The following is a 23356-nucleotide window of genomic DNA, read 5'->3' as shown; positions in this document are numbered from 1 at the left end:
ACCATGCTGGCGCTGATTGCAGGAACCGGCGCGCTGCCGACCCAAGTGGCTGCGGAATTGTCCGAACGTCCGGTGATCTGCGCGATGGAAGGATTTTTGCCCGACGATCTGACAGCGGATGTGGTGTTTCCCATCGAGCAACTGGGCAGTTTTGTCGCGGATATGCGCGAGCGTGGGGTCACCGAAATCTGTCTGGCAGGCGCGGTGCAGCGTCCGCCGATTAATCCCAGCCGCATCGATGCCGCCACCATGCCCTTGGTCCCGATTTTGCAAAAGGCCATCCAGGCCGGGGATGATGGCGCATTGCGCGCGGTGATCCAGATTTTCGAAGACGCTGGTCTGCAGGTGCGGGCCGCGCATGAAATCGCGCCGGGTCTGCTGCCGCCACTGGGATGTCCGACCGAGGCACAGCCGTCTGAAACGGACCTGTCAGATGCGGACCGGGCCGCCGGGATTCTGCGCGCGATGGGTGCCGCAGATGTTGGGCAGGCCTGCGCGGTGTCCAAAGGCCAGGCCGTGGCCATCGAAGGGATCTTTGGCACCGCGTGGATGCTTCAGTCGCTCACGCAGCGACCCGATGCCGGCGGCGGAATTCTGTTCAAGGCGCCAAAAACTGATCAGGACCGACGCGCAGATTTGCCAGCCATTGGGCCCGACACCGTGACCGGAGCGGTTGCTGCCGGATTGTCCGGTATCGTGATCGAAAAGGATGGTGTGATTGTTCTGCAGCGCGACCGCGTTGTTGCCGACTGCAACCGTCTTGGCCTGTTCCTCTACGTTCGCGAGCGGGTCGTCTGATGCGCGTGTTTCTGGTCGCCGGGGAACCCTCGGGGGATCGGCTGGGTGGCGCGCTGATGGCGGGTTTAAAGACCCTGGTTCCAGATATCACCTTTGATGGGGTTGGCGGCACCGCGATGCAGGCGCAAGGACTGACGAGCCGATTTCCGATGTCCGAACTCAGTGTCATGGGTTTGGTCGAGGTCCTGCCCAAGTTCTTTCACCTCAAACGCCGGATTTCTGAAACGGCGCAGGCTGTCCTGGACACCAAACCGGATGTACTGATCACCATCGACAGCCCGGATTTTTCTCTGCGCGTGGCGAAACAGGTCAAAGCGAACAGCGATATTCGCACCGTTCACTATGTCGCCCCAAGCGTCTGGGCCTGGCGGCCGGGGCGCGCGGATAAGATGGCCAAGGTCATCGATCACGTTCTCGCATTGCTGCCGTTTGAGCCCCCCTATATGGAACGCGCCGGGATGGAGTGTGATTTCGTGGGCCATCCGGTTGCCAGCGAACCCGTCGCAACACCGCAGGAAATCGCGACATTCCGGACAATGTTCGATCTGGGGGACGCGCCGATCCTGCTGGCCTTGCCGGGGTCGCGGCGGGGCGAAATTGAGCGCCTGTCGGAGTGTTTTGGCCAAGCGCTGCACCGATTTTGCGCAGAGCGGCCCGAGGTCCGGGTCATTGTTCCCACCGTTGGTGCGGTGACCGATCTGATCAACGCCATCGTGCCGGGATGGCCCGGCGACCCGCTGGTCTTGGACCCACGCCATATCGGGGAGGTTCAGGCCAACGCGTACAAACGGGCCGCGTTTGGTGCCGCTGATCTGGCTCTTGCAGCCTCGGGAACCGTGTCCTTGGAACTTGCGGCGCAGAACACACCGATGGTGATTGCCTACAAGCTGAATTGGCTGACCCAAAAAATGGCTGAGCGACTGGTCAAGCTGGACACCGTGACGCTGGTCAATCTGGTGTCCGAAACCCGGGCGGTTCCGGAATGCCTTTTGGATGACTGCCAGCCCGACAAGATCGCCTCTGCCCTGAAACAGGTGGCAAACGACCCGGATGCGCAACGTCAGGCGATGGACCTGACGATGGAGCGATTGGGGCGGGGCGGGGAGGCTCCGGGCCTGCGGGCCGCTAGGGCGGTTCTGGCGCGGATGCCGCAGTGATGCTGGACTACGCGGTCTTTGCGTTGTCCGCCTTCATGGCGCAGGTTCTGACGAACCTGGACAATCTGGCCGCGTTGCTGGCCCTGATGCTTGTATCAGGACCAAGACGGTCGGTTCTCGGCTTTCTTCTGGCGCAGATCCTGATCATCGCCGCCGCCTACTTCGTCGCCATCGGTGTTGACGATGTCATTCCCAGCTGGGCTGGGTACCTGGGACTTGTTCCATTGTCCCTTGGGCTATTCGGGGTGATCAAACAGCTTCGCGGAACCGCAGTGGACACCGAGCCCAGGATTGAAACCGGTGCGTCGGCCATCGTGATCTCGATGCTGTTTGTCAGCCTGTCGATGGACACATTCGCGGTTCTTGCGCCGCTGCTGGCCGACTCGGTCCCCGGGTTCCGGATGGCCGGGCTGATCGGGGCCGGGGCCGCTGCGCTGGGGCTGGCGTTCGTGGCGTTGCTGGGATCCAGGGCGCCGTTCATGACCGGGGCGCTGGCGCACAGGCTGGAACGCCTAGTGCCCTATGTGATGATCTGCGCCGGGCTGTACATTCTCAGCAATTCCTGGACCGACGCGGTTTAGTAACCGCGCCAGATCCAGCCGCCGCCGAAAATGCGACTGCCAGTGCTTTCATAAAACACGCAGGCCTGACCGGGTGAAATCCCTTCCTCGGGCGTCAGCAACTCGACCTCTGCCGTGGTGTCCGACAGGGGCCGAACAATCGCCTCGCGCGGGGGGCGGGTCGAGCGGACTTTCACCGACAGGTGCCATTCGGATTGCGAGGTGAAGGGGTCATCCCCCAGCCAGTTGATCTCGCGCACGGGAATGGTCCGGGTGGCCAGCATCTCTTTGGGTCCGACGACGACCTGTTTCTTGTCGACATCCAGCTTGACCACATAGAGCGGCTCGCTCAGCCCGCCGATACCCAGACCGCGCCGCTGACCGATGGTGTAGTGGATCACGCCATCGTGCTGTGCCAGAACGCGCCCGTCAGCATGAACAATCTCACCCGGTTCCGCCGCGCCCGGACGCAGTTTCTCGATCACGCTGGCATAGTTGCCGTTGGGCACAAAGCAGATGTCCTGACTGTCCGGCTTGTCCGCCACAGACAGGCCGTACTGCGCCGCCATCTCGCGCGTTGCGTCTTTTGACGGCAGATGTCCCAGCGGGAAACGCAAAAACGACAACTGCTCGGGCGTCGTCGAAAACAGAAAGTACGACTGATCCCGATTGGCATCCTCGGCGCTGTGCAGCTCGGGACCGCGAGTACCGATCTTGCGCTGAATATAATGACCGGTGGCCATGCAATCGGCTTCGAGGTCCTTGGCCGTTTCCAACAGGTCCTTGAATTTCACACGTTCATTACAACGAATGCAGGGCACCGGTGTCGCGCCCGCCAGATAGCTGTCGGCAAACTCGTCGATCACCGCATCCTTAAAGATGTTCTCGTAGTCCAGAACGTAATGAGGAAACCCGCGTTCCTCGGCTACGCGGCGCGCGTCATGGATATCGATCCCGGCACAGCAGGCCCCTTTCTTGGCGAGCGCCGCACCGTGGTCATAGAGTTGCAGAGTGACACCCACGACATCATAGCCCTGATCGGCAAGATGCGCCGCGACCACGGAACTGTCGACCCCCCCGGACATGGCCACAACCACCCGCGTTTCCGAGGGCGGTTTGGCAAAGCCAAGCGAGTTCAGCGGTGTCTCGGCATCGAGGGCCATTCGTGATTCCAGTGCGGGTTAAAGAAGACCGGCAGAATATAGGAAAATTCTAAGCACTCTCAAGAGGCGGTTTCACCGGGAATTAAGTAGGCTGATGACAGCTTTGTCGCAGCAGGAAAAGGGTAGAAAGATGTATTTGCACAAAGTCGAGGGCCCCAGGTCCGTCACCTTGCCGGACGGAACGGTTTTGTCCCGCGCCGATCTTCCACCGGCAGACACCCGACGGTGGGTCGCGTCCCGAAAGGCGGTTGTCGTACGCGGCGTGCTGTATGGGCTGATCACATTGTCGGACGCAAAAAAACGCTATGGCATCAGCGATGAAGAGTTCAACACCTGGGTTGCAGCCGTTGCGGAATTTGGTGTCGACGCTTTAAAAGTGACGTCATTAAAAAAATATAGACAACCCAGAGTAGAAAGCGAATAAATGAATTATAGGTAACGTCAGATTAACCATTGTTGGTCAAGGTCGTTCCAGAACAGAATGTTTGACCCGAATTGGAGCAGTGAAATGCGAATACTTCTTGTCGAGGATGATCCAACAACGTCCAAAAGCATCGAATTGATGCTGACGCATGCAAACCTGAATGTGTATGCGACGGACCTTGGCGAAGAAGGTATCGATCTTGCGAAACTATATGATTACGATCTTATATTGTTGGACCTCAATCTGCCGGACATGAACGGGCATGAGGTGTTGCGCCAATTGCGCATCGCACGCGTTGAAACACCGATTTTGATCCTGTCCGGGGCAGACGATACCGAAAGCAAAATCAAAGGGTTTGGCTTCGGCGCGGATGATTACCTCACCAAGCCGTTTCACCGTGAAGAACTGGTCGCGCGCATTCACGCTATTATCCGGCGCTCGAAAGGGCATTCTCAGTCCATTATTCATACCGGCCGGGTTGCCGTGAATCTGGATGCCAAAACCGTCGAGGTTGACGGACAAACCGTACACCTGACCGGGAAAGAATATCAGATGCTGGAGCTGTTGAGCCTGCGAAAGGGCACAACCCTGACCAAAGAGATGTTTCTGAACCATCTTTACGGCGGAATGGATGAGCCCGAATTAAAAATCATTGACGTGTTTATCTGCAAGCTTCGTAAAAAGCTTAGCAATGCAACCGGTGGGGACAATTACATCGAAACCGTGTGGGGCCGTGGCTATGTGTTGCGGGACCCCCAGACAGACACCGTTGACGAAACCCGGATCGCGGTCGGCGCCTGACGGCATCCGTGCTGCCGCCGGTCCAGGGCAGTACGCATACTCGCGGATCAGCACGACTGGACCTTGCCATGACCTCGCCCTATCACTGGAAGTCCAGACTATTTGATTGGGCGGGGCCATGGCTGAGTTTGTTTCGGTGCAAGACCTGACGGAAGACCAGGCGCAACAGGAACTGGCGCGTCTGTCTGACATATTGCATCGGGCCAACAGGCTGTATCACGCCGAGGACGCGCCCGAGATCTCGGACGCGGAGTACGATTCGCTAAAGCGTCGAAACGCGGATATCGAGACACGGTTCCCGCAGCTCAAGCGCCCAGACAGCCCATCCGATGAGGTCGGCGCCCGTGCCGCGGACGGGTTTGCAAAAGTGACCCATGCGCTGCGCATGATGTCACTGGGCAATGCGTTCGATGATGAGGATGTGGCGGATTTCGACCGATCCATCCGAAAGTATCTTGGTCTGGCCGAAGATACACCTCTGGCGTTCACCGCAGAGCCCAAGATCGATGGGCTTTCGCTGTCGTTGCGGTATGAACAGGGGCATCTGGTTCAGGCCGCGACGCGAGGCGATGGGGAGGTTGGTGAGAATGTCACCGCCAATGCCTTAACCGTTTCGGACATTCCCAAACAGATCGCCAACGCTCCAGAGATTCTGGAGGTCCGGGGCGAGGTCTATATCTCCCACGCGGATTTCGACGCGTTGAATGCGCATCAGGCCACGACCGGCGGAAAGCCGTTTGCTAATCCCCGGAACGCCGCCGCCGGGTCCTTGCGCCAGCTGGACGCCGCCATCACCAAATCTCGCCCACTGCGGTTTTTCGCATATGCGTGGGGCGAGCTGTCCGAACCCCTTGCTGAGACACAGATGGGCGCTCTTGAACGCCTCGCCGGGTTTGGGTTTTCAACCAACACCCTGACCAGGGTCTGTAACACCACACGAGATATGCTTGCCCACTACCGGCAAATCGAGACGCAGCGCGCGACCCTTGGGTACGACATCGACGGCGTCGTTTATAAGGTGAACGATCTGGCGTTGCAGGCGCGGCTGGGGTTCCGCTCAACCACCCCACGCTGGGCGATTGCGCACAAATTTCCGGCCGAGCTGGCCTGGACCCGGCTCGAAGCGATCGACATCCAGGTCGGACGCACCGGCGCACTCAGCCCCGTGGCCCGTCTGCACCCGGTGACCGTGGGCGGCGTCGTGGTGTCAAACGCAACTCTGCACAACGAAGACTATATTGCCGGTCGCGACGCAAAGGGCGGCTCCATTCGCGACGGCAAAGACATCCGCGTGGGCGACTGGGTTCAGGTGTATCGGGCTGGCGACGTGATCCCAAAAATTGCGGATGTGGACCTGTCGAAGCGCTCAGATGGCGCCGCGCCTTTTGTGTTTCCAACCCGATGCCCAGAATGCAACAGCGATGCGATCCGCGAGGAGGGCGACGCAGTGCGGCGGTGCACCGGTGGCTTGATTTGCCCGGCTCAGGCCGTTGAGAAACTGAAACACTTTGTGTCGCGCAAGGCTTTTGACATCGAAGGGCTGGGGGCCAAGCAGATTGAGATGTTTTATGACGATCCTGATCTGCCGATCAAAACGCCCGTCGATATCTTCACGCTTCAGGATCGCGATACCGGGAACCTGAACAAGTTGGCCAACAGAAAGGGCTGGGGCGCGCAAAGCGCCGGCAATCTCTGGGCCGCGATTGAGGAAAAGCGGTCAATCCCGTTCGGACGGCTGCTGTTCGCCCTGGGAATTCGGCATGTGGGCGAGGCCGCGTCCAACCTGATTGCGACCCACTATGGGACCTGGACTGAGTTTGAGCGTGCCATCACAACGGCGTCTACATTTGAAGGCCACGAATGGGAGGATTTGCTGGGCATTGACGGTGTCGGAGAGGTCATGGCCCGCGCATTAGTATCCGCTTTTGCCCAGTCTGCCGAGCGGGCAAGCATCGACGCGCTGGTCGCTCAGTTGCAGGTGCAAGAGGCGAAACGCCCGGATGTGACGGGCAGTCCGGTTGCTGGAAAGACCATTGTTTTCACCGGCACGCTGGAAAAGATGACCCGCGCCGAAGCCAAGGCGCGCGCCGAAGCTCTGGGCGCCAAGGTGTCGGGGTCGGTCAGCAAGAAAACAGATTTGCTTGTGGCCGGGCCGGGCGCCGGATCAAAAGCCAAAAAGGCGGCGGAACTGGGTATCGAAACCCTGGATGAGGATGGCTGGCTGCAGCTGATCGATGGCGCATGAGCGGGCGGCCGGAACAGCTCTTCCCCCTATTTGCCAGCCTCGAGACCCTGGACGGCATTGGCCCAAAGACCGCGCAGGTGCTGGCACAAACCGGGATTGAAAGCCCGCGCGACGTTCTGTTTGGCCTGCCATATGCGGTTGTCGACCGGCGTCGGCGCGACACGATTCAAGGGGCGGATCTGCCAACGACACTGACCGTCGAGGTTACAGTCGGCGCCCATACCCCATCGCGCAACAAAGGCGGGGCGTACCGCGTGCATGTCGAAGACCGTCAGGCGGATTTCCAGCTGGTCTTTTTCCACGCGCGCGGGGACTACCTAAAAAAGGTGCTTCCGCAGGGATCGCGCCGAGTGATTTCAGGCAAGCTGGAACTGTTCGACGGCATGGCCCAGATGGTGCACCCCGATCACATGCTGCCGGTCGAGGAGTCTGGCGAGATCCCGGAGTTTGAACCGGTGTATCATCTGACCCAGGGGCTGACACAAAAGACGGCGTTCAAAGCGGCGCGAAGTGCGCTGGCGCGGGCACCCGAATTGGCGGAATGGATCGACCCGGCACAGGTTACTCAGCAGGGCTGGCCAAACTGGGCTGAAGCTATTCATGCCGCGCATCATCCGAAAGGGGCTGACGACGTGGCCCTGCATGCCCCGGCGCGTACGCGGCTGGCCTATGATGAGTTTCTGGCCCACCAACTGACGCTGGCTTTGGCCCGGCAGAGGGAGCGCAAATCACGCGGGATCGTCAGCGTTGGAACTGGGACATTACAATCCAAGGTTCTGGGAAACCTGCCGTATCGTCCAACCGGGGCGCAAAGCCGCGCCATCGAGGAAATCTCGGCAGATATGGCGTCTGACCTGCGTATGAACCGCTTGCTTCAGGGCGATGTCGGCGCGGGCAAGACGCTTGTTGCGTTCATGGCATTGCTGGTTGCGGTCGAAGCGGGCGGGCAGGGCGTCATGATGGCTCCGACCGAGATTCTGGCACGGCAACATCTGGAAGGATTGCGGCCACTGGCGGAAGAGGCTGGCGTCGTTCTCGAGATTCTCACCGGACGCGACAAGGGCCCAGAACGGCGGGCGAAACTGGCCGCGTTGAAACAGGGCGACATTCAGATATTGGTCGGCACGCATGCTGTATTTCAAAGCGATGTCGCGTTTCACAACCTGCGCCTTGCCATTGTCGATGAACAGCACCGCTTTGGCGTGCGCCAACGGATGGAGCTGTCCGACAAGGGGCAGGGCGCGGATGTTCTGGTGATGACAGCCACACCGATCCCACGCAGTCTGGCGCTGGCACAATACGGGGACATGGACGTGTCGGTGCTGGATGAAAAGCCACCCGGACGCAAACCGATCAAGACCGCAATTGTGAGCACGCAACGCATGGACGAGGTTATCGCCCATCTCAGGCGCGCGATTGACGAGGGCCGGCAGTGTTATTGGGTTTGTCCTCTGGTTGACGAATCCGAAGTGTCCGACCTGACCGCCGCCGAGGAACGGTTCAAGCGACTGCGCGCGATTCTCGGGGACGATACCGTCGGCCTCGTGCACGGTCAGATGCCGCCTGCGGACAAAGACGCAGCCATGGCGGCGTTTCAGACCGGTCAGACCAAGGTGCTGGTGGCGACCACCGTCATCGAAGTCGGCGTGGACGTTCCCAACGCCTCGATCATGGTCATTGAGCGCGCCGAGATCTTCGGCCTTGCCCAGTTGCACCAGTTGCGGGGACGGGTGGGGCGCGGAGATGCCGACTCGACCTGTCTGCTGATGTATCAGCCGCCATTGAGCGAGGGCGGGCGCAAACGGCTGGAAGTCCTGCGGGAAACCGAAGACGGGTTTCGCATATCTGAAACCGATCTTGAGATGCGCGGGGCGGGCGATCTGATCGGTACCGCGCAATCCGGTTTGCCAAAGTTCCGCATCGCGGACCTGGAACGGCAGGCCGGGCTGATGGCTGTGGCCCAATCCGATGCCCGCGCATTGCTGGCTGCAGACCCGAAATTGACCTCTGACCGGGGGCAAGCGGCGCGCGTACTGCTCTGGCTGATGAAACAGGATCAGGCGATCCGTTTGATTTCAGTGGGTTAGCCAAAAGTAGCCAATAAGTTCGCAAATGTTCTCAAAAAGTTCTTTACTGATCCGGGGAAATATGAGAACAAAAGGTCAACAAAGGATTAAACCTGACCGGAGTGGAACTCATGCTGGCCCAGATCAAGACCGTCTTTTCCCGTTCGCAATCCACGATTTTGCAGGATGCAGCAGGTGTGGCGTCTCTGGCTGTTATGCTGATGGTTGCCCTTCATCTTCCGGTTGGATTTTAGGCCTTTCTGCCTGCGCTCTCGTGCCGACTGACCCGCGCTTGTCATTCCCATTACGGTCAAGGGTGACCTGCCTGTCCCAAACCCCTTGAGGGGCCATGCCTCGGCCCCGCGCGGATATCCGGACCCCACACGAGAAACGCATTGCCTGCCGCCGCCCTTTCCGCCCGGAAGGAGCGGCGGCTTTTTTCTCAGAGTTGCCCGGTTTTTATGATTTCTAGCATCGCGGACAACACCGAATTGACCGCAACCGAGGCAAGAATCATGCCCATCACCCGGCTGATGATCGCCGCACCGGAATGGCCGATCAGGCGGATAATCGGCTCGGCCAGCAACATCAGGATGAACGCAAATACCAACACGGACAGCATAACCAGGGCCGTGATCCCCTGATCCACGGCGCTGTAACGATGATTGTCGGTCAGGATCACAATGGCCAGCATCGCGCCGGGCGAGGCCAGCGATGGAACCGCCAGCGGAAAGATCGCCGGATTGTGCCTGTGAATTTTGTCTTCTTTGTCGTCTTCGGCTTGGCGCTGCTCCATCTCCTGTTTGCTCTCGCCAAAAATCATCGTCAGGGCGAACAGGAACAGGATGATACCGCCCGCCACCTGAAATGAGTTCAGGCCGATATCCAGCGCCTCGATCAACAGTTGACCGAACACGAGAAAGAACACCAGAACCCCGGCGCTGATCAATGAGGCCAGCAGGGCTGTCTTTCGCCGGGCCGAGGCCTCAAGGCCTGCGGTCACGGCAATGAAAACCGGGATTGTGCCAATCGGGTCAATAACCACCCAAAGCGTCACAAAGTGTTCGAGCAGATTATTCATACCCAGCCTTCCCCGAATTTTGCCCGAGGTTAGACAGGTTTGCGCTAAAAGACCACGCTCACGCGCAGTTGGCCTGTTCGGCCTGTTCCATCGCTTCAGCCGTCGCGTCCAACGCCAACAGGATCGAGGCGTGACGGTTCTTGTAATCCCGCGCCGGCATCAGCACTTCGAGCCCGTCAAACGGTGCATCCGGGGCAGGGCCATCCTTTTTGAGCATGGCGGCCAACTGATTGCGCGCGGTTTCAACCTGCGCCCGCGTCGCACCGATAACCGCAGAGCCCACAACCGAGGCCGAGGCCTGACCCAAGGCGCAGGCTTTCACATCCTGACCAAAATCGGTGATACGCCCATCCCGAAGTTTCACGTCAACCGTCACGGTCGAGCCGCACAGGGGCGAGCGCTTTTTCACCGTGGCATCGGGATTGCTCAGCCGGTCCAGATGCGGAATGTCGGCTGCCAGTTCCAGAATTCGGCCGGAATAGAGCTTTATCAGGTCGTTCTCGCCGGACATGGCTTTCCCTCGTTGCGTGTTCCCCATACATAGTGGCCAGCCCTCGGGATGCAAAAGGTTTTTGTCATGTCTGACCCCATCGTTTTTGATCCGTCGACCCTGAAATTCAACGAGGCCGGATTGGTGCCTGCTGTCGCCCAGGATGAAGAGACGGGCGAGGTTCTGATGATGGCTTGGATGAATGCGCAGGCGGTGGAGCGTACGTTGGAGACAGGCCGGGTCACCTATTGGTCGCGCTCGCGTCAGGCGTTCTGGATCAAGGGGGAGACCTCGGGCCATGTGCAGGAACTGGTCGACTTTCGGGTCGATTGTGACCGGGATTGCCTGTTGGTTCTAGTTCGTCAGACCGGGCCGGCCTGTCACACCAATCGCAGGTCCTGCTTTTACACCGCCGTGCGGGAGGGTGAAGAAATCGAACTGATGGCGCCTATGCTTTAAGTTTGCGTCTCAGAGACCAACCATCCTGCGAATATCTTGCGCGGTCGCGCCCTCGGCCCGGAACTTAGAAATTGCCCGGGCGTCGTCGCGCTTTGCGAGGCGTTTTCCCGCTTCATCCCGGATCAGGCGATGGTGAAAATACTTCGGTGTTGGAAGATCCAGCATGCGCTGTAACACCACGTGGATGCGCGTCGCCTCGAACAGGTCTGCGCCGCGCACCACATGGGTGATCTCTTGCGCGGCGTCGTCCAGAACCACCGACAAATGATAGCTGGTGCCCATATCGCGACGCGACAACACAACATCCCCAATGGTGTCGCGCAACTCATCGGACGTAAACGCAATGCGGCCCGTCTCATTATCGGGACCAAAACCCAGCTCTTCAAAACATGCAGTTGATTGGGTACCGCCAAAAACCAGATCGGCCGCCTTGGCCATGTTCAACCTCAGCGCCACGTCTTTGGGGCGAATATGCTGGCTTAAGTCCTCGTTTTCCCATCGAACACGGCAGGTGCCGGGATAGATAATCCCGTCGGGGCCCAGCAAAGGCGCACCTTCCTGTGGCGCGCTGGCCGCCGCTGCGATGTCCTTTCGATTGCAGGTGCAGGGGTAGAGCAGACCACGGGCCCAAAGGTCATCGAGCGCCTGATCGTAGACGCTCTGACGTTCCGATTGGCGCAGAACCGGCTCGGGCCAGGTCAGACCCAGCCATGTCAGATCCTCGTAGATCTGGGTTTCCCAATGCGCCCGCGACCGGGATTGGTCGATATCCTCGATCCGCAGCAGAAACACACTGCCTTCCGTTTGGGCCATATCGTGGGCAATCAGCGCCGAAAACGCATGCCCTAGATGTAGCGGCCCGGTCGGCGACGGGGCAAAACGTGTGGTGAATGTCACGACTTTTCCAGGACATATACGTCGGACTCGAGGTCCAGTCCGGGCAGATGCGGACCATGTTCACGAAACAGCAGGCGCGCGGCGCCCATGTCGATCCAGTCATTGAGACGACAGGTATAGCTATGATCTGCAAGCGTCTGATCGTTCAGGGAAAATGCAAGAAGGCCCCCCTTCGGCAACGCCTTCATCAACAGATCAACGGTTTCTGGTGGCGCCGCCCCGATACCGATCACCCCAATCGCGGTGATCGCGGCATAGGCATCCTGGGTCAGCGGATTGGGATCGGCGATGTCAAACCCGGACAGGGTGCGGTACACGCCCTTGGCCGCTGCGACCTTCAGCATGTTGGGTGTCGGATCCATCCCGTCGATCACCTGGAAGCCGGCGGCCTGCAGGGCCCGTCCGGACAGTCCCGTGCCACAGCCATAGTCCAGAATAGGCGTCTGGGCTTGCGGCATTTGCAACCACAGCGCCTCTGCAACGCGGCCCGGTGTGGCATAGCCCTGCGCCGCGACCTCATCCTCGTAGGTGGCCGCCCATTTCTGGTAGTGATCCTGAGTATCCTCAGGCGTTTCAAGGGTGTAAGTGCTTTTCAGAAACTTCTCGCTCATGGCGCATGGTAGGCCGAGGCAGCCCTTCACGTCCAGTCAGCTTGCCGCGAGCCAGCCGGTCCATTCCGCCTTGGCGCGATCTGTGTACGCCTTGTAGCGGTCCTTGCGACCGCGACGCCCGCCTTTCAGACCGTCCACCGGGCGGAACAGGCCAAAATTCACATTCATCGGCTGAAAGGTTTTTGCCTCGGCGCCGCCGGTAATGTGGTGGATCAGGGCGCCCATGGCACTGTCTTGTGGGACGCCCGGTAATGAGACACCCAATATCTCGGCTGCCGCGAGACGTCCGGCCAACAACCCCATGGCCGCGCTTTCGACATAGCCTTCGACACCGGTGATCTGACCGGCAAACCGGATATTGGGCTTTGATTTCAGACGCATCTGCGCGTCCAGCAGAGTTGGGGAGTTGATGAAGGTGTTGCGGTGAATGCCCCCCAATCGCGCAAAGCTGGCGTTTTCCAGACCGGGGATCATGCGAAACACCTCAGTCTGTGCGCCGTATTTCATCTTGGTTTGAAACCCCACGATGTTGAACAGTGTGCCTAGGGCATTATCCCGGCGCAACTGGACCACCGCGTGTGGTTTGACATCCGGCTGGTGCGGATTGGTCAGCCCGACCGGTTTCATCGGCCCATGGCGCAGGGTTTCACGCCCGCGTTCAGACATGACCTCGATCGGCAGGCAGCCATCAAAATACCCGGCTGTCTCCCCTTCGTGGAATTCGGTCTTGTCCGCCGCCAGAAGGGCATCGATGAACGCCTCATATTGATCGCGATTCATCGGGCAGTTCAGATAGGCCGTCCGCTCTTCCTCGGTCTCGCCTTTGTCATAGCGCGACTGCATCCACGCCTGGCTCATATCGATGCTGTCTGCATAGACAATAGGTGCGATGGCGTCGAAAAACGCCAGTGCGTCCGAACCGGTTTCGGCCCGGATCGCATCCCCGAGTGCTGGGGAGGTCAGGGGACCTGTCGCAAATATCCAGTGGCCTTGATCGGGCAGGGCGGTGACCTCTTCATCCGTGACCGTGATCCGGGGATGTGCACGCAGTTTGGCGGTGACATCTTCGGCAAACGGATCCCGGTCGACGGCAAGTGCGCCACCGGCAGGCAGACGATGGGCGTCGGCCGTCGTCATGATCAGACCGTTGGCGGCGCGCATCTCCCAATGCAGCAGGCCGACGGCGTTCTGTTCATCATCATCCGAACGGAAGGAGTTCGAACACACCATTTCAGCCAGATTGCCGGTCTGGTGCGCAAATGTGCCAACTTTGGGTCGCATTTCGTGAATCACAACATTCACGCCCATTTCAGCGGCCTGCCAGGCGGCCTCGGAGCCGGCCATGCCGCCGCCGACGATATGCAAAACTTGTGTCATGCGCTGCCACATAGGGCAGAGTACGGGCTGACGCAACTCAAGTGAGTAAGGCCATTTTCCGCTTTTTCAGGGAGGGAGTCTTGGGGTCGCCGCTGCGGGAATGTCTGCGCCGGTGAGAGAGACCAGCTTGGAGGGACCTTCCGCCCACGGCGACCCAAAAGTGTATCCGAGGCCTCAGCCTCATCCCACCATTGCCACAGTGTAGCCCTTTTGAAAAGTGCTAAAATGCGAACAGTGACGAAAATCGTAGCTGACAATTGCGTTATTGGGTCCAATTTGGCGGGCGTTTTTCGATAAAGGCGGAAATTCCTTCTTCGGTGTCCCGATGCAGCATATTCTGTGCCATTACCTCGCCGGTATAGTCATAGGCCTGCCCCAATGGCATCTCAAGCTGTTGATAAAACGCCTTTTTCCCAATCTTGACCGCAGTCCCAAGTTTTGTTGCGAGCTGTTCCGCCAGCGAGATCGTTTCGTGCTCCAGCAGTGTTTCCGGCACAACGCGGTTGATCAGACCCAGTTCCGCAGCCCGCTCTGCCGAGATGAAATCACCTGTCGTCAGCATCTCAAAGGCATGTTTTCGCGGGATATTCCGGCTGAGTGCGACCATCGGGGTCGAGCAGAACAGGCCGATATTCACACCGTTGACCCCAAACCGGGTGCCCTCAGCGGCGACGACCAGATCACATGTGGCAACCAATTGGCACCCGGCGGCGGTGGCAATGCCGTGGACTTGTGCGATGACCGGCTGGGGCAGGGACTGAATGGAAATCATCATTTTGGCGCAGCGGGCGAACAGATCCTGAAAATACGCTTGTCCGCCATCCTCGGACTGTCGACCCGCAGTCATCTGCTTGAGATCGTGACCTGCGCAAAAGGCTTTGCCCGATCCCGACAGTATAACTGCGCGAATCGTGCCGTCCTCACGCAGCGCATCCAGCTCTGTCTGCAACGCAGCCAGCATCTCATCGCTGAGGGCATTCAACCGATCCGGCGCGTTCAATTTCAGCTGCGCGACGGCGCCTGTGTCGTTACGTTCTAGAATTGCCATCTTGCCCTCCTGCCGGCTGTTGGGCCAACTCTAGGCCGGGACGTGAAGGAGGGGAAGCATGGCTTTGGCGATGAGCAAGGACGAACTGTCACAATACCTGACTGAGGTATTTCCACAGGTGCACAAGGATTTTGTCGTTGAGGACCTGACCGATGACACCATAACCGTACGTCTGGTCGTCGAAGACCGTCATCTCAGACCTGGCGGAACCGTGTCCGGCCCCTCAATGTTCGGGCTGGCGGATGTGTGCGTCTACGCCATGGTCCTGGCCCGCAAAGGGCGACAGTCGCTGGCTGTCACAACCAGCAGTTCGTTGGATTTCCTGCGAAAACCCAAGGGCGCAGCCGATATGCTGGCAAAATGTCGATTGCTGAAACTTGGCAGAACGTTGGCCGTTGGGGATGTGCTTTTGTATTCCGAAGGCGCGGATGAGCCTGTCGCGCGGGCGAGTATGACCTACTCCATTCCGCCCGAAGGATCCGCTGCTGCAAAGTTTGGATGAAAAAGGCCGGGGACAAGCCCCGGCCAGGGAAGAGGTCCCGAAATGGGACTGGGGATGTCTTAACTCAGCCAGAAATAACGTTTGACTTCGCGTTGGGCTTGATGCGAGGTCAAACCCACATCCTCGAGCAATCTGTCATCCAGCTTTCCTAGATTGATGCGACTGCGACGACGGCGTTCCCATTGTGTGACAGCCGCCGCAAACCGCACGGCCAGCGCGGCGATCAGCGGCAGTCGGGGACTGTCGTTCAGCAGCATGAGGGCGGGGTTGTGCATTGCGCGTGTCATCTCAGTAGTCCTTTCAAATTGTATTGACACAAAGTATTATTGTTCGGTATATTTGCTTGATACATTCGAAATTGTGTCAAAAGCAAAGGAAGAATTGTAATGGATACAATTTGGCCGGAAACACTGCCGAAGTCCAAAGGGCCGAAATACACACTGGTCGCTGACACAATACGAAAATCTATTGAAAACAAGTCTCTAAAGATCGGCGCAAAACTTCCGCCGGTGCGCGATCTTGCGTATCGGTTACAAATTACACCGGGCACGGTTGCGCGGGCCTATACGATTCTCACCGACGAAGGGTTGCTACAAGCCGAGGTCGGGCGTGGTACATTTGTCGCCCCTCCAAAATCTCCAATTCTGGATGATGTCTGGTCCAGACAATTGCATCTGGCCGAAGCAAAGAACGACAAAAACGTCAGTCTCTTTAGCCCTCGGTTGCCAGACGTGGGGCAGGTGGCCCTGATCCGGGAGTGTTTGCAGAAGGTCGCGAAATCCGACCCGCGCCTGTTCATGAATTACCCGACCCGGGACGCCTATAAACCGATGCGCAGCGCCGTTGTCGACTGGCTGTCCGACCTGCCGCTGGGCCCGCTGACACATGACGATATTGTTCTTACCCACGGCGGTCAGAACGGCCTGTGCCTTGTATTCCAGACAATTCTGCAGGGTGCCAAACCGGTAGTCTTGGTCGAGGACCTGTCTTACGCGGGCTTTAGACGGGCAGGGGAGCTTATGCGCGCCGACGTCGTAGGAATCAAAATGGACAAATGGGGTATCGATCCGGGGGCGATGGACCATGTACTGCGTCAGACCCCGGCACAGGCCGTCTGTGTCTCACCAGAAGTGCAGAACCCAACCGGGTTCCACACACCGCTTGAGCGTCGAAAAGAGATTGTCGACGTCGCGAGGCGGTACGATGTGCAGATTGTCGAAGACGACTGCTACCGGATGGGTGACGCCCGTGAACCCAGCTATCGCGCACTGGCGCCAGAGCGGGGGTGGCATGTGTCCTCGATTTCCAAAACCCTGACGCCCGCCTTAAGGGTTGGCTTTGCGATTGCGCCCAGAGAGCGCAGCGTGGATCTGCGGCGTTCGGCCGAATACGGGTATTTCGGTCTGGCGCAGCCGCTGGCAGAACTCACCCGTCTATTGCTGTCCGATCCCCGTACACGCCAGATTGCCAAGGATGTGCGGTCCCGGATGGGCGAGTATGTCCGGGTCACGGTCAATGCGCTGGGTGGGTTCGACCTGAACTGGGCGTCAGAAGTACCGTTTGTCTGGCTCAACCTGCCTTCCGGCTGGCGCTCAGCAGCGTTCAGCCGCGCGGCGGAACGCGAGGGGATTCAATTACGGTCGGCAGATGAGTTTGCGCTGCGGGACGGGCGGGCCCCAAACGCCGTGCGGATTGCCATGAACGGGCATGTATCGCTTAACCGGTTCGAAAACGCGATGCTGAGATTGCGAGCGCTGCTGGACAACCCGCCCGAGCAGATCAGCGTTTGACCCATCAGGTCAGAGGCTCGGGACTGCCAAAGAAACCGGCCAGAGATTCAATCTTTCCGTCAGTATCCAGTTGCGCAAAGTCGTGCCCCTCGACCATCGTCGTGCCGTCTGCACGCACCATATGCCAGGTGAAATGAACCACATCATGGTGTGAAGCCGGGGCGCTGGTGATTTCGACACGCCCACCTGACCCATCCAAAACCTCACCGATATGCGCGGACAGATTTTCGCGCCCGGTCACGGCTGCGGTTGGGTCGACGTAACGGCCATGTTCCGAAAAACACCGGTTCAGAAATTCAGACCGTTTGCTCGCGTCCCTTTCCTGCCAGGCAGACCCATAATCGGCTATCAGTTGGGTTAGATGTGGCACTGGAACCTCCCTCGACTATTGAACAAGCGATAGTGCAGTCTAACAGGCTGTTTCGCAATCGGCGAATAAGGGTGTACTTTATGGGGTAAAATAATACCTATTTCATAATACACTGATAAGGCTCAACTATTTTACACTCTGCGTTCTTGACGTGTCATTCCAGCCCCTCTAGATACGCACCATCGAATTCGGGCCGCTCCGCCAAGGGGGCGGTCTTTCACATCAAACAGGACTATCCTGCCATGAAAACCTTTTCTGCAACACCTGCAGACATCGACAAGAAATGGATCCTGATCGACGCCGAGGGCGTTGTTCTGGGCCGTCTTGCCTCGATCGTCGCCATGCGTCTGCGTGGCAAGCACAAAGCGTCGTTCACCCCTAACATGGACATGGGCGACAATGTCATCGTGATCAACGCTGACAAAATCCAGATGACCGGCAAGAAGCGCGACGAAAACTTCTACTGGCATACCGGCCATCCGGGTGGCATCAAGTCGCGCACCAAGCAGCAGATCCTCGAGGGTGCACACCCCGAGCGCGTGGTGACTCAGGCGGTCAAGCGCATGCTGCCGGGCAACCGTCTGGCACGCAAGCAGATGACCAACCTGCGCGTTTACGCCGGTGGCGAGCATCCTCATGAGGCGCAAGCGCCCGAAGTTCTGGACGTGAAGTCCATGAACAAGAAAAACACCCGGAGCGAATAACCGATGGCTGATCAGATCAATACTCTCGAAGAGCTGAGCGCCGTTGCAGGCGTTGAAACCGTGGCCGAAGAAGTCATCGCGCGGGAACCCGTGCGCGACGAGCTGGGCCGCTCCTATGCCACCGGCAAGCGTAAAGACGCGGTTGCCCGTGTCTGGATCAAGCCTGGTTCCGGCAAGGTCACCGTGAACGGCAAGGATCAGGACACGTATTTTGCGCGCCCCGTTCTGCAGCTGATCCTGCGCCAGCCTTTCCAGGTTGCCGGTGTCGAAGGCGAGTTCGACGTTGTCGCAACCGTCAAAGGCGGCGGCCTCACCGGCCAGGCTGGTGCGGTCAAACACGGCATCTCGAAAGCGCTGCAACTGTACGATCCGTCGCTGCGTGGCGCGCTGAAAGCCGCCGGCTTCCTGACCCGCGACAGCCGCGTTGTGGAACGTAAGAAATACGGTAAGCGCAAAGCGCGTCGTTCGTTCCAGTTCTCGAAGCGCTAACGCAAAACAGACGAAAAATTCAACAAAAATAAACGCCCGCTGTACCAAGCGGGCGTTTTTTGTTTGAGCAGATTGCGGGCAGGGATCTTGGTATCGTGTTACCCGGCCTGCGGATCAGGCAACTGCCTCTTTGCCCGCGCCTATCCGCTTCCGATGCGGTCCAAAGAGGCAGGCGAGCGCAAGGATCACACCCGAGACGGCAGCAATCATACCAGCGGCGCTGACCGCATTCTCGGCACCGAACCAGAGCGGGCCGTAACCGGCAAAGACGTAGCCAAGGATGGCCGACAAGGTGGCAAACGCAACCGACCACCAGACCTGATGCTCCAACCTGTTGGTCATCAGACGCGCCGCGGCCGGGGGGCAGATGAACATGGCGATCACGATAATCGACCCGACAGCATCAAAGGCCGCAACCGCAGCCACGGCGGCAACCACTACAAGACCAAGGCCAAGGGCGGTGGCGGGGATACCAAGCGCCTGGGCAAAACCCTCGTCGAAGGTGGAAATCTTAAGCCAGCGCCAAAATACAAGCGTCAGGATCACGACCAAAACAAAGATATAGGCAATCCGTTCCAGCTCGTGCGGCAGGCCCGCCAGCGCCACCGGGTCCAGAAGCGAATGCCAGCCCTCGGCGCGCAACCAGACCAGCGTTTCAAGGTTTCCCATCAGTGCATGGTTGACGCTCAGGTGCATATTGCTCAAATCCGCCTGTTCCAAGGTCAGGACGCCCGCCGCGAACATCGCGGTAAACACCACACCCATGGCTGCGCCCGGCTCGATATTGCCGAGCCGCTTGACGGCTTCGATCAGGACAACCGAGACGATCGCGGCGGCAGCGGCCCCGGCCATCATGGTGTAAGCGGTGGCAAGACCCGTCAGCAGGAACGCGACCACGATGCCGGGTAAAACCACGTGGCTGATCGCATCGCCGATCAGCGCCTGTTTACGCAGGATCAGGAAGTTTCCCGGCAATGCGCATGAGATGGAAGCCATCACGCCGATGAGTATGGGGGTCAGGGAAAACTGGACGAAATCGGCTCCCATCGAGCGGCTCCTCGTTTCAAACTGTGTTGCCGGGCTCGGCCCGGGACTGTGTGAGACAAAGCCCGTGGTGCGCCGTGCGCAGGTCTCTTATTCGATGCCAAATACCTCGGTTGCCCATCGATCCCATCCCTACATCGGAACCGGGGGACCGAGTCGGCGATCAAACTCCGAGATTTCGTCGGCGGTAAAGACCTCTTCGATGGGGGTCAGACCATCGTAGCGGCCTGTCAGCGCCACATCCTGATGGATTTCCCGCGCCACGTCCCAGCGGCGTTCATCGCGCGAGACCTTGGCGGCTTGCGCCTTGCCAGCGTCGGTAGGGACGCCGTCGCGGCGCACCAGCCCCTCGCGCGCCAAAAGACGCAGCGTGTATCCCTCGAGTATCGGTTGCTGCGCGGCGAGTGCCAGCAGGCCCTGACGGCGGTGTACCCGCGCCTGAAACCGGCGGTGCCGGATGAGTGCCGCAAGCACGCCGCGGCCTGGGGCAAAGAAAAGGGAAAACACAAAGATCGCGGTGGCCACAAGAACGATGATCGGGCCCGTGGGCAAGGCCGGGGCCGAGGCGGAGATAGCCGCGCCGAGATAGCCCGACACCCCGCCGAATCCGCCCGCGATCCAGATCACATTCTGGGCACGTTCGGTCCAAAACCGCGCTGTTACGGGCGGGATAATCAGAATGGCGACGATCAGGATCAGGCCCACAAGCTTGAGCCCCGTCACCGTGATCGCCAGCACCAGACCCATCATGACCAGGTCGATATGGCGCACGTTGTAACCGACCGAGGCGGCGTATTCCTGATCGAAGGCAACCAATGTCATCGGTCGGCGCATCACCCATGTGGCCAGCACCGCAAGCGATCCGCCTATGGCGATAATGACGGCATCATTGAAAAGCATACCGGCGGTCGAGCCGAGCAGGAAGCTTTCCAACCCCGCTTGGCGACCGGAACTCATGGTCTGCACGACAGTTAGAAGCACGATGCCGATGCCATAGGTCACGCCCAGCACCGACCCAATCGCCGCATCCTCTGCAAGCCGCGTGCGACGTGGAATCCACTCGATCAAAAGCAGGCCGATCGCGGCGGTAACGGCTGCCCCAAAAAGCAGCCCCGCAAGATTGCGCCCATCGCTCCCCAGCTCGACCATGATCATAAAGGCGATGGCCACGCCCGGCAGAGTCGATGTGGCGACCGCATCAGAAACCAACGCGCGCTTGCGCAGGAACATAAACGTGCCGGACGCCCCGGCCGCAAAGCCCAGAAGCCCGGCCCCGATGGCCACAAGTGACGCATTGTATCCTGCTTGCAGCAAGAGCGCGTCAACAAACTGATTCATTGCACGGCCTCGGCCACCGCCAATTCGTCGAGATGTGTGGCCGCCAGCCGCCCTCCATAAGCGGCCTGCAGGGTTTCCGTGTTGAAAGCGGTTGCGACAGGGCCCTCGGCAATGCGCCGTACATTGATCATGAAGACATGGTCAAAATACTCGCGCACCGTCGACAGATCGTGATGCACGGCGATCACTGCCTTGCCTTCTTCTTTCAGCAGTCTCAGCACATCGATAATCGCCCGTTCGGTTGCGGCGTCGACACCTGCGAGCGGCTCGTCCAGAACATAAAGGTCGGCATTCTGCGCCAGCGCGCGCGCGATGAAGACCCTCTGCTGCTGTCCGCCCGACAGCTGCCCGATCTGGCGGTGCGCGAAATCTGCCATGCCAACACGGTCAAGGCTGTCCAGCGTGCGCTGCGCCAGTGCGCCCGACAGCCGCCCAAGCAACCCGACCTTTCGGTAATGCCCCATTTCCACAACGTCCTTGACGGTTGTTGGGAAATCCCAGTCCACACTCGCACGTTGCGGCACATAGGCAACGCGGGCGCGGGCTTTGTCGATAGGCTGACCGAAGATAAGGACCTCACCCGACAGGCGCGGGATCACGCCAAGCGCGGATTTGAGCATCGTCGATTTTCCCGCCCCGTTCGGCCCGATGATGGCCGAGATGGAGCCCGCCGGGAAGGTGGCATCGACCGAAAAGACAGCCGGCTTGTCACCGTAGGACACTGTCAGTCCCCGCGTGGCCAGCGCGGCATCGGCAAGCAAGGCGGCCGGGCGTGCGCTCCGGCCGTCTTCCGCAACCACGGTGGGCCGCTTATGTGTGACAGGATTAGCCATCCACGAGCATACCGTGCATGCCGCCCTCGGGCGCTTCGCCACCCAATGCTTCGGCAATGGTCGTCGCGTTGTGATCCAACATGCCGATATACGTCCCGCGATAGGTGCCCGGCTCGCCCATGGCGTCCGAGAAGATCTCGCCGCCGACAACGACCTCATGGCCCTTTGCGGCTGCTCCTTCGATCACCGCCTGAATGTTACGGTCCGAAACCGAGGATTCCACGAAGACAGCGCCAATATTGCGCTCTGTCAGCATGTCAACCATGGCCCCGATCTGCTGCAATCCGGCCTCGGATTCGGTGGAGATGCCTTGAATGCCCACCGGCTCAAAACCATAGGCAGACCCGAAGTAATTGAACGCATCATGGGCGGATACGACCACGCGGCTTTCCGCGGGAACCGTGGACAAAACCCGAACCACATATTGTGCCAGCTCGGACAACTCGCCCAGATAGGCGTCCGCATTTGCTTCATAAGCTGCGGCATTGTCAGGGTCCGCCTCGATCATTGCGTCGCGGACCGCAACGACGACGTTGCTCCACAAGTTGACGTTCATCCAAACATGCGGGTCGGCCCGACCTTCATAGTCCTGCGAGTTCAGCAACAGGCTGTCCGGGATCGTCTCGGCCACTGCCACGACCGTGCCGCCTTCTGACAGACCGAGCATGAAATCTTCCATCTGCGCTTCGAGATAGAGGCCGTTCCAGAGCACGAGATCGGCATTGGCCAGCTTGACGATGTCTGTGCGGGTCTGACGATAGCCGTGGGGGTCAACGCCTTCACCCATCAGCGATTCCACCTCCACAAGATCACCGCCCACATTGGCAGCAGCGTCGGCGATCATGCCGGTCGTGGCGATGACGTTGAGTTTCTCTGCAAGGGCCGAATTGGCTGGCAGCGCCATGGCCAGCGCCGCGGCGGCCGCCATGAAAGTCCGTTTGGTCAGAGGCACATTCCCACTCCTGATTAGAATCGACCCTGCTTGTGGGCCATCGCGTTACCTCAGTGATAGTGCGAAGCAATCTCAAGGTCAATGCAATTGCGAAGCATTCGCAAATAAGATTGAGCACAGAGTGGAGGACAGATGACCGCTCGAAGTAAAATCGAGG

25 protein-coding genes and 1 pseudogene are annotated in these 23356 nt (G+C 59.3%); 13 read left to right on the top strand and 13 right to left on the bottom strand.

What is annotated here, in order from left to right; all coding sequences use genetic code 11:
- Positions 1-3 precede the first annotated feature (3 nt).
- From ACR3ES_RS14025 to ACR3ES_RS14015, 3 genes are read left to right on the top strand one after another with little or no spacing between them, the layout of a single operon-like run.
- On the top strand, positions 4-798 hold the full coding sequence (locus ACR3ES_RS14025; protein WP_170430422.1) for a UDP-2,3-diacylglucosamine diphosphatase LpxI domain-containing protein: 795 nt from the start codon (positions 4-6) through the stop codon (positions 796-798).
- Positions 798-1955: a lipid-A-disaccharide synthase gene (lpxB, locus tag ACR3ES_RS14020; protein ID WP_170430424.1), complete on the top strand. Its 1158-nt coding sequence runs from the start codon at positions 798-800 to the stop codon at positions 1953-1955. Before ACR3ES_RS14025 ends, lpxB begins: the two co-directional genes overlap by 1 nt.
- Positions 1955-2536: a hypothetical protein gene (locus ACR3ES_RS14015; RefSeq protein ID WP_170430425.1), complete on the top strand. Its 582-nt coding sequence runs from the start codon at positions 1955-1957 to the stop codon at positions 2534-2536. The genes lpxB and ACR3ES_RS14015 overlap by 1 nt, the downstream gene beginning before the upstream one ends.
- Here the strand turns inward: ACR3ES_RS14015 and mnmA are convergent.
- Positions 2533-3678: a tRNA 2-thiouridine(34) synthase MnmA gene (gene mnmA, locus ACR3ES_RS14010; RefSeq protein ID WP_170430427.1), complete on the bottom strand. Its 1146-nt coding sequence runs from the start codon at positions 3676-3678 to the stop codon at positions 2533-2535. The genes ACR3ES_RS14015 and mnmA overlap by 4 nt on opposite strands.
- Positions 3679-3808: 130 nt before the next feature.
- Here mnmA and sciP point away from each other — a divergent pair, with 130 nt between their 5' ends.
- The 5 genes from sciP to ACR3ES_RS13985 all read left to right on the top strand — a co-directional run bounded on the left by sciP (position 3809) and on the right by ACR3ES_RS13985 (position 9468).
- Positions 3809-4102, top strand: coding sequence for a CtrA inhibitor SciP (gene sciP, locus ACR3ES_RS14005; RefSeq protein WP_170430429.1), 294 nt, complete (start codon positions 3809-3811; stop codon positions 4100-4102).
- An 84-nt stretch (positions 4103-4186) separates the two neighbouring features.
- Positions 4187-4903, top strand: coding sequence for a response regulator transcription factor CtrA (gene ctrA / locus ACR3ES_RS14000; RefSeq protein ID WP_170430431.1), 717 nt, complete (start codon positions 4187-4189; stop codon positions 4901-4903).
- Positions 4904-5021: 118 nt separating this feature from the next.
- Positions 5022-7148, top strand: coding sequence for an NAD-dependent DNA ligase LigA (ligA, locus tag ACR3ES_RS13995; RefSeq protein ID WP_170430433.1), 2127 nt, complete (start codon positions 5022-5024; stop codon positions 7146-7148).
- Entirely contained in the window at positions 7145-9235 is a 2091-nt protein-coding gene (recG, locus tag ACR3ES_RS13990) for an ATP-dependent DNA helicase RecG (protein ID WP_480423757.1), read from the top strand. Before ligA ends, recG begins: the two co-directional genes overlap by 4 nt.
- A gap of 110 nt (positions 9236-9345) precedes the next feature.
- Positions 9346-9468: a hypothetical protein gene (locus ACR3ES_RS13985; RefSeq protein ID WP_480423755.1), complete on the top strand. Its 123-nt coding sequence runs from the start codon at positions 9346-9348 to the stop codon at positions 9466-9468.
- A 188-nt stretch (positions 9469-9656) separates the two neighbouring features.
- On the opposite strand, the gene ACR3ES_RS13980 is transcribed toward ACR3ES_RS13985, so the two are convergent.
- The gene (locus ACR3ES_RS13980) at positions 9657-10295 is read right to left on the bottom strand and encodes a MarC family protein (RefSeq protein WP_170430437.1); all 639 of its coding nucleotides are present in this window, start codon (positions 10293-10295) and stop codon (positions 9657-9659) included.
- Between the two features lie 58 nt (positions 10296-10353).
- A complete protein-coding gene (locus ACR3ES_RS13975) occupies positions 10354-10806 on the bottom strand; it encodes an iron-sulfur cluster assembly scaffold protein (RefSeq protein ID WP_170430439.1) in 453 nt (150 codons plus the stop codon).
- A gap of 48 nt (positions 10807-10854) precedes the next feature.
- Here ACR3ES_RS13975 and hisI point away from each other — a divergent pair, with 48 nt between their 5' ends.
- Positions 10855-11244, top strand: a complete 390-nt coding sequence (hisI, locus tag ACR3ES_RS13970) for a phosphoribosyl-AMP cyclohydrolase (RefSeq protein WP_170430442.1) — start codon at positions 10855-10857, stop codon at positions 11242-11244.
- A gap of 9 nt (positions 11245-11253) precedes the next feature.
- Here the strand turns inward: hisI and gluQRS are convergent, their stop codons facing one another.
- From gluQRS to ACR3ES_RS13950, 4 genes and pseudogenes are all read right to left on the bottom strand, one after another.
- Positions 11254-12141 carry a tRNA glutamyl-Q(34) synthetase GluQRS gene (gluQRS, locus tag ACR3ES_RS13965; protein WP_170430444.1) on the bottom strand — a complete coding sequence of 296 codons (888 nt, stop codon included), beginning with the start codon at positions 12139-12141 and terminating at the stop codon, positions 11254-11256.
- The gene (locus tag ACR3ES_RS13960; RefSeq protein WP_170430446.1) at positions 12138-12752 is read right to left on the bottom strand and encodes a methyltransferase domain-containing protein; all 615 of its coding nucleotides are present in this window, start codon (positions 12750-12752) and stop codon (positions 12138-12140) included. The genes gluQRS and ACR3ES_RS13960 overlap by 4 nt, the downstream gene beginning before the upstream one ends.
- Before the next feature lie 36 nt (positions 12753-12788).
- Entirely contained in the window at positions 12789-14129 is a 1341-nt protein-coding gene (gene trmFO / locus ACR3ES_RS13955; RefSeq protein ID WP_170430448.1) for a methylenetetrahydrofolate--tRNA-(uracil(54)-C(5))-methyltransferase (FADH(2)-oxidizing) TrmFO, read from the bottom strand.
- Between the two features lie 262 nt (positions 14130-14391).
- A pseudogene (locus ACR3ES_RS13950) lies at positions 14392-15186 on the bottom strand (enoyl-CoA hydratase); the annotation flags it as partial.
- Positions 15187-15235: 49 nt separating this feature from the next.
- Here ACR3ES_RS13950 and ACR3ES_RS13945 point away from each other — a divergent pair.
- Positions 15236-15679 carry a PaaI family thioesterase gene (locus ACR3ES_RS13945; RefSeq protein WP_170430452.1) on the top strand — a complete coding sequence of 148 codons (444 nt, stop codon included), beginning with the start codon at positions 15236-15238 and terminating at the stop codon, positions 15677-15679.
- Between the two features lie 59 nt (positions 15680-15738).
- Here the strand turns inward: ACR3ES_RS13945 and ACR3ES_RS13940 are convergent, their stop codons facing one another.
- The gene (locus ACR3ES_RS13940; protein WP_170430454.1) at positions 15739-15966 is read right to left on the bottom strand and encodes a YjiS-like domain-containing protein; all 228 of its coding nucleotides are present in this window, start codon (positions 15964-15966) and stop codon (positions 15739-15741) included.
- Between the two features lie 99 nt (positions 15967-16065).
- Between ACR3ES_RS13940 and ACR3ES_RS13935 the strand changes: the two genes are divergently transcribed.
- The gene (locus ACR3ES_RS13935; RefSeq protein WP_170430456.1) at positions 16066-17469 is read left to right on the top strand and encodes an aminotransferase-like domain-containing protein; all 1404 of its coding nucleotides are present in this window, start codon (positions 16066-16068) and stop codon (positions 17467-17469) included.
- Between the two features lie 4 nt (positions 17470-17473).
- Here ACR3ES_RS13935 and ACR3ES_RS13930 read toward each other — a convergent pair whose 3' ends face one another.
- Entirely contained in the window at positions 17474-17839 is a 366-nt protein-coding gene (locus ACR3ES_RS13930; RefSeq protein ID WP_170430458.1) for a nuclear transport factor 2 family protein, read from the bottom strand.
- 242 nt (positions 17840-18081) lie between these two features.
- Here ACR3ES_RS13930 and rplM point away from each other — a divergent pair, with 242 nt between their 5' ends.
- Positions 18082-18543 (top strand): 50S ribosomal protein L13, encoded by a 462-nt coding sequence (gene rplM, locus ACR3ES_RS13925; RefSeq protein ID WP_170430460.1) that lies wholly within the window; start codon positions 18082-18084, stop codon positions 18541-18543.
- Between the two features lie 3 nt (positions 18544-18546).
- Entirely contained in the window at positions 18547-19032 is a 486-nt protein-coding gene (gene rpsI / locus ACR3ES_RS13920) for a 30S ribosomal protein S9 (protein ID WP_170430462.1), read from the top strand.
- 114 nt (positions 19033-19146) lie between these two features.
- On the opposite strand, the gene ACR3ES_RS13915 is transcribed toward rpsI, so the two are convergent.
- The 4 genes from ACR3ES_RS13915 to ACR3ES_RS13900 form a co-directional block, all read right to left on the bottom strand.
- Positions 19147-20079, bottom strand: coding sequence for a metal ABC transporter permease (locus ACR3ES_RS13915; protein ID WP_170430464.1), 933 nt, complete (start codon positions 20077-20079; stop codon positions 19147-19149).
- 129 nt (positions 20080-20208) lie between these two features.
- A complete protein-coding gene (locus ACR3ES_RS13910; RefSeq protein WP_170430467.1) occupies positions 20209-21414 on the bottom strand; it encodes a metal ABC transporter permease in 1206 nt (401 codons plus the stop codon).
- Entirely contained in the window at positions 21411-22247 is an 837-nt protein-coding gene (locus ACR3ES_RS13905) for a metal ABC transporter ATP-binding protein (protein WP_170430469.1), read from the bottom strand. Before ACR3ES_RS13905 ends, ACR3ES_RS13910 begins: the two co-directional genes overlap by 4 nt.
- Entirely contained in the window at positions 22240-23175 is a 936-nt protein-coding gene (locus ACR3ES_RS13900) for a metal ABC transporter solute-binding protein, Zn/Mn family (RefSeq protein WP_170430633.1), read from the bottom strand. The genes ACR3ES_RS13905 and ACR3ES_RS13900 overlap by 8 nt, the downstream gene beginning before the upstream one ends.
- Between the last annotated feature and the right edge of the window lie 181 nt (positions 23176-23356).

This window comes from Ruegeria sp. B1 (assembly GCF_056535885.1).
Note: the sequence above shows the minus strand (reverse complement) of the source record. Positions and strands in the feature narration are given on the sequence as shown.